The 7,050-nt window shown below is 63.1% G+C and carries 8 protein-coding genes; 6 read left to right on the top strand and 2 right to left on the bottom strand.

All coding sequences use genetic code 11. The features are described from left to right. Positions 1 to 877, bottom strand: an 877-nt coding sequence (locus AC1DT3_RS08995) for an ActS/PrrB/RegB family redox-sensitive histidine kinase (RefSeq protein WP_477464915.1), incomplete at its 3' end; no start/stop codon positions are given. 212 nt (positions 878 to 1,089) lie between these two features. Between AC1DT3_RS08995 and AC1DT3_RS08990 the strand changes: the two genes are divergently transcribed. From AC1DT3_RS08990 to AC1DT3_RS08975, 4 genes are all read left to right on the top strand, one after another. Beyond that, on the top strand, positions 1,090 to 2,346 hold the full coding sequence (locus AC1DT3_RS08990) for a polyhydroxyalkanoate depolymerase (protein WP_477464914.1): 1,257 nt from the start codon (positions 1,090 to 1,092) through the stop codon (positions 2,344 to 2,346). Between the two features lie 231 nt (positions 2,347 to 2,577). Further along, entirely contained in the window at positions 2,578 to 2,841 is a 264-nt protein-coding gene (locus AC1DT3_RS08985; RefSeq protein ID WP_477464913.1) for a hypothetical protein, read from the top strand. Positions 2,842 to 2,942: 101 nt separating this feature from the next. Beyond that, a complete protein-coding gene (locus AC1DT3_RS08980; RefSeq protein ID WP_477464912.1) occupies positions 2,943 to 3,674 on the top strand; it encodes an ADYC domain-containing protein in 732 nt (243 codons plus the stop codon). A 293-nt stretch (positions 3,675 to 3,967) separates the two neighbouring features. Further along, positions 3,968 to 4,711, top strand: coding sequence for a M48 family metallopeptidase (locus AC1DT3_RS08975; RefSeq protein WP_477464911.1), 744 nt, complete (start codon positions 3,968 to 3,970; stop codon positions 4,709 to 4,711). A 12-nt stretch (positions 4,712 to 4,723) separates the two neighbouring features. Here the strand turns inward: AC1DT3_RS08975 and AC1DT3_RS08970 are convergent, their stop codons facing one another. After that, entirely contained in the window at positions 4,724 to 5,359 is a 636-nt protein-coding gene (locus AC1DT3_RS08970; RefSeq protein ID WP_477464910.1) for a TetR/AcrR family transcriptional regulator, read from the bottom strand. Between the two features lie 78 nt (positions 5,360 to 5,437). On the opposite strand from AC1DT3_RS08970, the gene AC1DT3_RS08965 reads away from it, so the two are divergent. Together AC1DT3_RS08965 and AC1DT3_RS08960 are read left to right on the top strand one after the other, a co-directional pair. After that, the gene (locus AC1DT3_RS08965; protein ID WP_477464909.1) at positions 5,438 to 6,073 is read left to right on the top strand and encodes a glutathione binding-like protein; all 636 of its coding nucleotides are present in this window, start codon (positions 5,438 to 5,440) and stop codon (positions 6,071 to 6,073) included. A 127-nt stretch (positions 6,074 to 6,200) separates the two neighbouring features. Next, on the top strand, positions 6,201 to 7,050 hold an 850-nt coding region (locus tag AC1DT3_RS08960), incomplete at its 3' end, for a multidrug effflux MFS transporter (RefSeq protein ID WP_477464908.1).

Raw genomic sequence — 7,050 nt, 5'->3', positions numbered from 1 at the left:
GGGGTGCGACGATCTCCTCGACGAGATGACTGAGCGATATCGTGTCGAGAAATTCCGCATTGTCCTGCCCCATCGACGTCAGCTTCGTGAGAATGGTCCGACAGCGCTCGACCTGCTCGCGCAACAGTTTCAAATCTTCGGCGACGGGCCCGTCCTTCGGCAAGGCGTGATCCATTTCCTTCGCCACGAGCGCGATGGTGGCGAGCGGGGTTCCGAGTTCATGCGCCGCCGCCGCCGCGAGACCATCGAGTTGCGACAGGTGCTGCTCGCGGGCGAGCACGAGCTCGGTGGCGGCGAGCGCCTGCGCCAACAGCCGCGCTTCCTCGGCGACGCGCCAGGCATAGATGCCGGTGAACACCGTCCCGAGCAGAATCGCGGTCCAAATGCCGAGAACGTAAGGAAACGGCAGCGCCAATTCCTGCTGTGGAAACCACGGCAGCGGGCGATGAAACAGCATCAGCAATGTCGCCGACCCGGCGGCGAGCGAGCCGAGGCCGAGCGTCCGCGCGGGCGTCAGCGCCGTTGCGGAAATCAGAACCGGGACGAGAAACAACAACGCGAACGGGTTCTGCAACCCACCGGTGAGATAGAGCAGAAAAGCAAGCTGCAGGATATCGAATGCCAGCAGCAATGTCGCCGGATTGTCGCCGAGACGGTGGCTCGCGGGAAATTGGATTCGCAGCAGCAGATTGACCGCGACCGACGCGCAAATGACGATGAAGCAAAGTCCGAAGGGCAGCGGAAAACCGAAACCGAAACGCACGGCGGTCACCGCGAGCGATTGCCCGATGATCGCGAGCCAACGCAGCCTGACGAGGGTGTCGAGGCGCAAATGACGCGCATCGCGCGCCAGATCCTTAGGCTTGATCTCAACCATCTCGCGAGGAGAATAAGGTTATCGCGATCCTGTTCCAAGGAATAAACTCATGAAACGCGACGAAGGTCGCGGTCAGATCGTGTCACCTATGACTTAAACAGCATTGCAATACCGTTCAGGAACTTTAACTTTACGGTTCCGGTTGAGGATAAGCTCCGGCTTCGAGACTTGAGTCGCGAAGGAACGGGGAGCCCGACCACGGGGATCTATCGATGAATCTCGCTTATTGTTGGTATGAAGCCGCCCATCTGATGCTGAGTCCCGCGCGCATGGCATCGGATGTCACCCGGCGGATGTTCGAGGATCCCGGCAACCCCTTCACCAATACCGCCTACGGCCGCACCGTCTCCGCCGCCTGCGAAATGTTCGAGCGCACGACCCGGCGCTACGGCAAACCGATCTTCGGACTCGAGACGACGACGATCGACGGCAAGACCGTCGCCGTCACCGAACGGACCGTATGGGAGCGCCCCTTCGCCCGCGTGATCGCGTTCGACCGGAAAGTTCGGCCGGGCTTGAAGCAGCCGAAGCTTCTGATCGTCGCGCCGATGTCCGGCCACTACGCGACCCTTTTGCGCGGTACCGTCGAAGCATTTCTGCCGACTCACGACGTCATGATCACCGATTGGGCCGATGCCCGCATGGTGTCGCTCGCGGAAGGACGCTTCGATCTCGACGACTATATCGATTACATGATCGCCATGTTCCAGGCGCTCGGGCCGGATCTCAATGTGCTCGCCGTGTGCCAACCGGCGGTCCCGGTGATCGCGGCGATCGCGCGTATGGAAGCGGAGAAGGATCCGCTCACGCCGTCTTCGGCGACGCTCATGGGCGGCCCGATCGACACCCGGCGCTCGCCGACGGCGGTCAATCTTCTGGCCGAGGAGCGTGGCATCGACTGGTTCGAGCGCCATTGCATCACGCAGGTGCCGCCCTCGTATCCGGGCATGCTCCGCTCGGTCTATCCGGGCTTTCTCCAGTTGTCGGGCTTCATGGCGATGAATCTCGATCGCCACGTGAACGCCCATTGGGACATGTTCAACCACCTCGTGGAAGGCGACGGCGATTCAGCCGAAAAGCATCGTGACTTCTACGACGAATATCTCGCCGTCATGGACCTGACCGCCGAATTCTATCTTCAGACCGTCGACAAGGTGTTCGTGCGTCACGAGTTGCCGAAGGGAGAGATGATGCACCGGAACAAGCCGGTGGATCTCATGGCGATTCGCCGTTGCGCGCTCATGGCGGTCGAGGGTGAACGGGACGACATTTCCGGCGTCGGCCAGACGCTCGCGGCCCTCGACCTGACGCCGAACCTGTCTTCCGACAAGAAGCTCTATCACCTGCAGAAGGGCGTCGGCCATTACGGCGTCTTCAATGGCAGCCGCTTCCGCGCCGAGATCGTGCCGAAGATCGGTGAATTCATCACGGCGCAATCGACCAAGGCACCGAAGGCCAAGGCGGCGTAGAGATCGATCGCGTGCGCTCGAGCACGCGATCGACGGCGTTTAAACTCCGTCACTCAACCACAGGTGATCGTCTGGGTGGCACTCGGTCGCTATCTGCTTGAAATACATAAGAAATGACGATTTAAACCTGCAATCAGCATTACTCCTGGTTGCTTTACTGTTATAACATTCGCATTACATTCCTTCTCCAGTAGGTCCGCTCTTCATCGGCTTACGAACAAGGAGAAAAAGATGCGCATTCGTTCTTTCGTCGCTGCCCTGAGTTTGGCAGCCGGCTCTCTCGTCGCCACGCAGGCTGGCGCGTTCTTCTACGCTGATGACCGTCCGCCGCCGAACGGCAAGAACGGATTTTCGGTGAATGGATTTTCGGTGAACGGTTTCTCGGTGAACGGGATCGCCGAGAACGGCGTCGCTCGCAATGGCATGGCCTCCGTCGGCGCGGCCACCGTCGCCGCCGTCATGTTGCAGGATGGCAGCGTCGTCATTCTCAAGTGATGTTCGCCGATTTTTACCCGGCCCCTCGCGTTGAGGGACCGGGCCCGCGCCCATGGGGCGCATTCGTCTCACTCCTCGCTTGCCTGTTCTGCGCCGTTCCCGTGACGCATTCTTTCGCGTCCGGACGTCTGCAATTCGAGAACGGCGAGATTGTCTTGCGGCTCGACGAGGGCGGCCATGTGTTGCGCCGCCAGGCCTTGGTGGGTGCGACCCTGATCATGYGGCACGTTCCGGGAATGAATCATCCGGAGCTGCGAATCGATGAAGTCACCGCCTCTGCGAACGGTGCGGTGGCGCTTTATCGGATGGTGATTCCCCGCCCCGACGGACAAACTGAAGACCTCTGCGGGCCCGATCCCGACGGGCGCCGGCTGGCGCTCGCCATGCCCGATGAGGCCGGCGGGTTCCGTCTGACCTGTTCGAGCGGCGCCGAGGGAAAGTGCATCCTGATGGGGTATCGTCCCTGGGAGTCACGCGGCGAAGCCGCGCTTCGCGACTATCATCGCGCTTGCGTCCACATGTTCCGCGCCGATTACGGCGGCGACGACCATCCGACCACCCGCGACGGCACAGCCATCAATTTCTGGGATCGCGCCGGCATTCAGAAGGCCGACATGAAGGACGGCATGGAATTCGAAGCCGCCTGGGGACCCGAGGGCGCCCTCTGCGTGGCCCATCCGCGGGTACCGGAGAACGTCACGCTCGACGAACTCGCCCTCCGTTATTCGCGTCTGAGCGGACGCACGGGACCGATCCATTGCGATCAGGATACGGAGACCACCAACCCCCGCGCCCTTCTCTTCAACCGCTCGTCGGTTGCGCCCCGAAAATAGACGAATTCCTCGCTGCGAAAGGCAAGGCCCATCCGCAAAACCTGACCCAAAGCCCCGATTCCCGGTGGAAAGCCGCGACCTCGCGGCCCCCTTCATATCTTCGCAACCTGAAACGCGGCATGATCGAGAGCGAATCGGCGTATCCGCGAGGCCTGATGCCGCCCTCTTCCCCTCCGCAGCGACCCGGCGCGAAAAACCGCGCCCGTCAAGAGCGATCTTTGCCGCCTGGGCCGTTCCAGGCAGCGGCAAACGGCTGCGCTGACATCGGCGATCTGCTGGGGCAGATTGCGGCCATGAGATTCGCCCTCTTTCGCCGCATTCCGGCGGACCCTCCCGCCCTCAAGGTCTTCCACGCCGGACAATCCTTCGCGGTGGCCTTGCGCCGCCGTCCCACCGCCAAGCGCATCACGCTGCGGGTGTCCAACGCCACCGGAGAGGTCGTCCTGACCATTCCGGAGCGGACCGACCTCACGGTCGCACAGCGCTTCGCCACCGATCACGGCAATTGGATCGCCAATCGCCTCGCCAAGGTCCCGGCCCTGGTTCTGTTCGAGCCCGGGGCGCTGGTGCCGCTGCGCGGCGTGCCCCATCGGATCGTGCATTGGTCGAGCCTGCGCGAGCGCACGCGTGCGACGACGGGCGCAAACGGGGAGCCGATCATCGCGGTGTCCGGCGAGCTTCCGCACGTATCGCGGCGCGTCCACGATTTCCTCGAGGCGGAGGCCCGGCGCGATTTCAACGAGGCGGTCAAGCGCCACACGGCGGCGCTCGGGATCGCCGCCAAGCGAATCACCGTCCGCGACACCAAGAGCCGGTGGGGATCGTGCTCGGCCCGGGGCGCCTTGAGCTTCTCCTGGCGCCTGATCATGGCGCCCCCCTTCGTGCTCGACTATCTCGCCGCGCACGAGGTCGCCCATCTGCGGGAACTGAACCATTCGCACCGGTTCTGGGCGATCACCCACGACCTCTGCGCCCGGACGGACGAAGCCGAGGACTGGCTGCGGATCTACGGCAGCGCCCTGCACCGGTTCGGGTGACGCTGACCGCGCTCAACCCAGCCACTTTGCGCAAATCACACTGACCGCCTTTTGCGCCAGCGTCTCCAGCTCGGAGCGAGGAAAACCGGCGCGGGCGCGGATCGCGATGGTGTGGAGTGTCGCGGAGGCCAGGATAGCGAGCGCCGTCGGATCGGCATCGCTTCGCAGCTCACCCCGTTCCTGCGCCGCGCGAAGGCAGGTCTCGAACGCATCGTCGAGCGTTCGCAGCCCCTGCGATAGAGCGTTGCGAATGGCCGCATCCTCCACAGCCTCCGTCGTCGCCGTCCCGATCGCGAAGCAGCCGCGGGCCCGGCCCTCGCCGGAGAAATAGATCGCCATGGCGCCCCGATAGACGCGCATCAACGCTTCAGCCACCGGTTGGCCGGCGCTCAAGGTTTCGCGCATCGTGGCGAACCCGAGCTCCCAGTATTGGTGGAGGGCCTTGAGATAGAGCGCGTGCTTGTCGCCGAAGGCCGCGTAGAGGCTTGGCCGGTTCATGCCTGTCGCGGCGGAAAGATCGTCGAGCGACGTCCCCGAATAGCCGGCTTTCCAGAACGTCTCGATGGCCTGCCCGAGGGCAGCTTTCGGATCGTAGGACCGCGGACGCCCGCGCCGCTTCGCTTCCCGATCGGTTTCTTTTTGTACCATTTTGGAAAAAATCCTTGACGGGCCTCTCGGTCGCTATAATTTATGCGAACTAGTACACAATTCAACCGGAGACCCGCTATGGACCTCTATTATTCACCGCTCGCCTGCTCGATGGCCTCGCGCATCGCCCTCTACGAGGCGGACGTCCCAGCGCAGTTCATCGAGGTGGATTCACGAACCAAGCAGACGCTGCGTGGTGAGAACTACTTTGCCATCAATCCGCTCGGCCTCGTGCCGGCGATCCGCACCGAGGACGGCGACGTGCTCACCGAGAACGCCGCGATCCTGCAATATATCGCCGATCGCTTTCCCGATGCCGCATTGGCGCCCCGCGACGGCTTCGCCCGCGCGCGCTTGCAGCAATGGCTCTGCTTCATCGGAACCGAGTTGCACAAGGCGCTGTTCGCCCCCCTCTTCGATTCTGGGATTTCGAACGAGATGAAGGCACGGGCCTTGGAGCAAGGCGACAAGCGCCTCGCCTATCTCGACGCTCATCTCGCCGGGCGCGAATTTTTGCTCGACCGCTTCAGTGTCGCGGATGCCTATCTCGTCACCGTCTTGAACTGGAAAATCGCAACTCCGGTCGATCTCGAAAAGTGGCCCGCCATTCACGATTACTACAAGCGCTTGAAGCAGCGCCCGAGCATCGCGCGGGCCTTGTCCGACGAGCACGCTCTCTACGCGGCCGAGCAGGCGCGCCGGAAGGCCGCCTGAGGTCTTGCGACGAGGGAAGCCAGAGGGGACCGGCGGTTCATCCACCGATCCAAATCGGTTTCGCCTTTGGTTTCCCCTTCGCCCGCGCATGCACTAAGACCATCCGGTCCCCATTGCGGATTTCCGGATGCTTAAACCCGATACCCTTGCGCTCACCGCGATCCTCGCCCTCCTGACCGCGCTCGGCCCGCTGTCGACCGACATGTATCTGCCGTCGCTGCCGGCGATTGCCGTCGCGCTCGGTGCGAGCCTGTCTCAGGTTCAGCTGACGCTGTCGGCATTCCTGCTCGGCTTCGCCGCCGGTCAATTCGTGTACGGACCGGTATCCGACCGCATCGGGCGCAAACCCGTTCTGTTGTTCGGCCTCGGCCTGTTCACGGTCGCGAGCGTGATCTGCGCGGCCGCTCCATCCATCGAAGCCCTGATCATCGCCCGTTTCGTGCAGGCTCTCGGCGCATCGGGCCCGATCGTGCTCGGGCGCGCCATCGTGCGCGATCTCTACGAGGGACCGCGAGCCGGACGCGAACTGTCACGCATGGGCACGATCATGGGAATCGTGCCGGCGCTCGCACCCGTGCTCGGCGGCATCATCGGCGTCGCTTTCGGTTGGCGCGCGTCGTTCGTGGTGACGACCGCATGCGGCGCTGCGCTCGCCATCGTCGTTGCGCTTCGCATGCCGGAAACGATCCGCGTCAAATCACCAAATCCACTTTCAATTTCCGGAATGCTGCGCGGGTTTCGCGATTTGCTGCGCCACCGGGGTTATCGCGTCTATGTGGCGCTCGCCATGCTGACCTATGGCGGTTTGTTCGCTTTCATCTCCGGCTCGTCCTTCGTGCTTCAAGGGATCTATGGCCTGAGCGAGTTGCCTTACGCGTTTTCGTTCGGGTTCATGGTGATCGGCTACATGGTGGGGACGTCGATCGCCCAGCGCGTGGTCGGCCGGCGCGGCCTCGATGGCACGATCATGATCGGCG

This window comes from Microvirga sp. P4_G7 (assembly GCF_056401005.1).
Note: the sequence above shows the minus strand (reverse complement) of the source record. Positions and strands in the feature narration are given on the sequence as shown.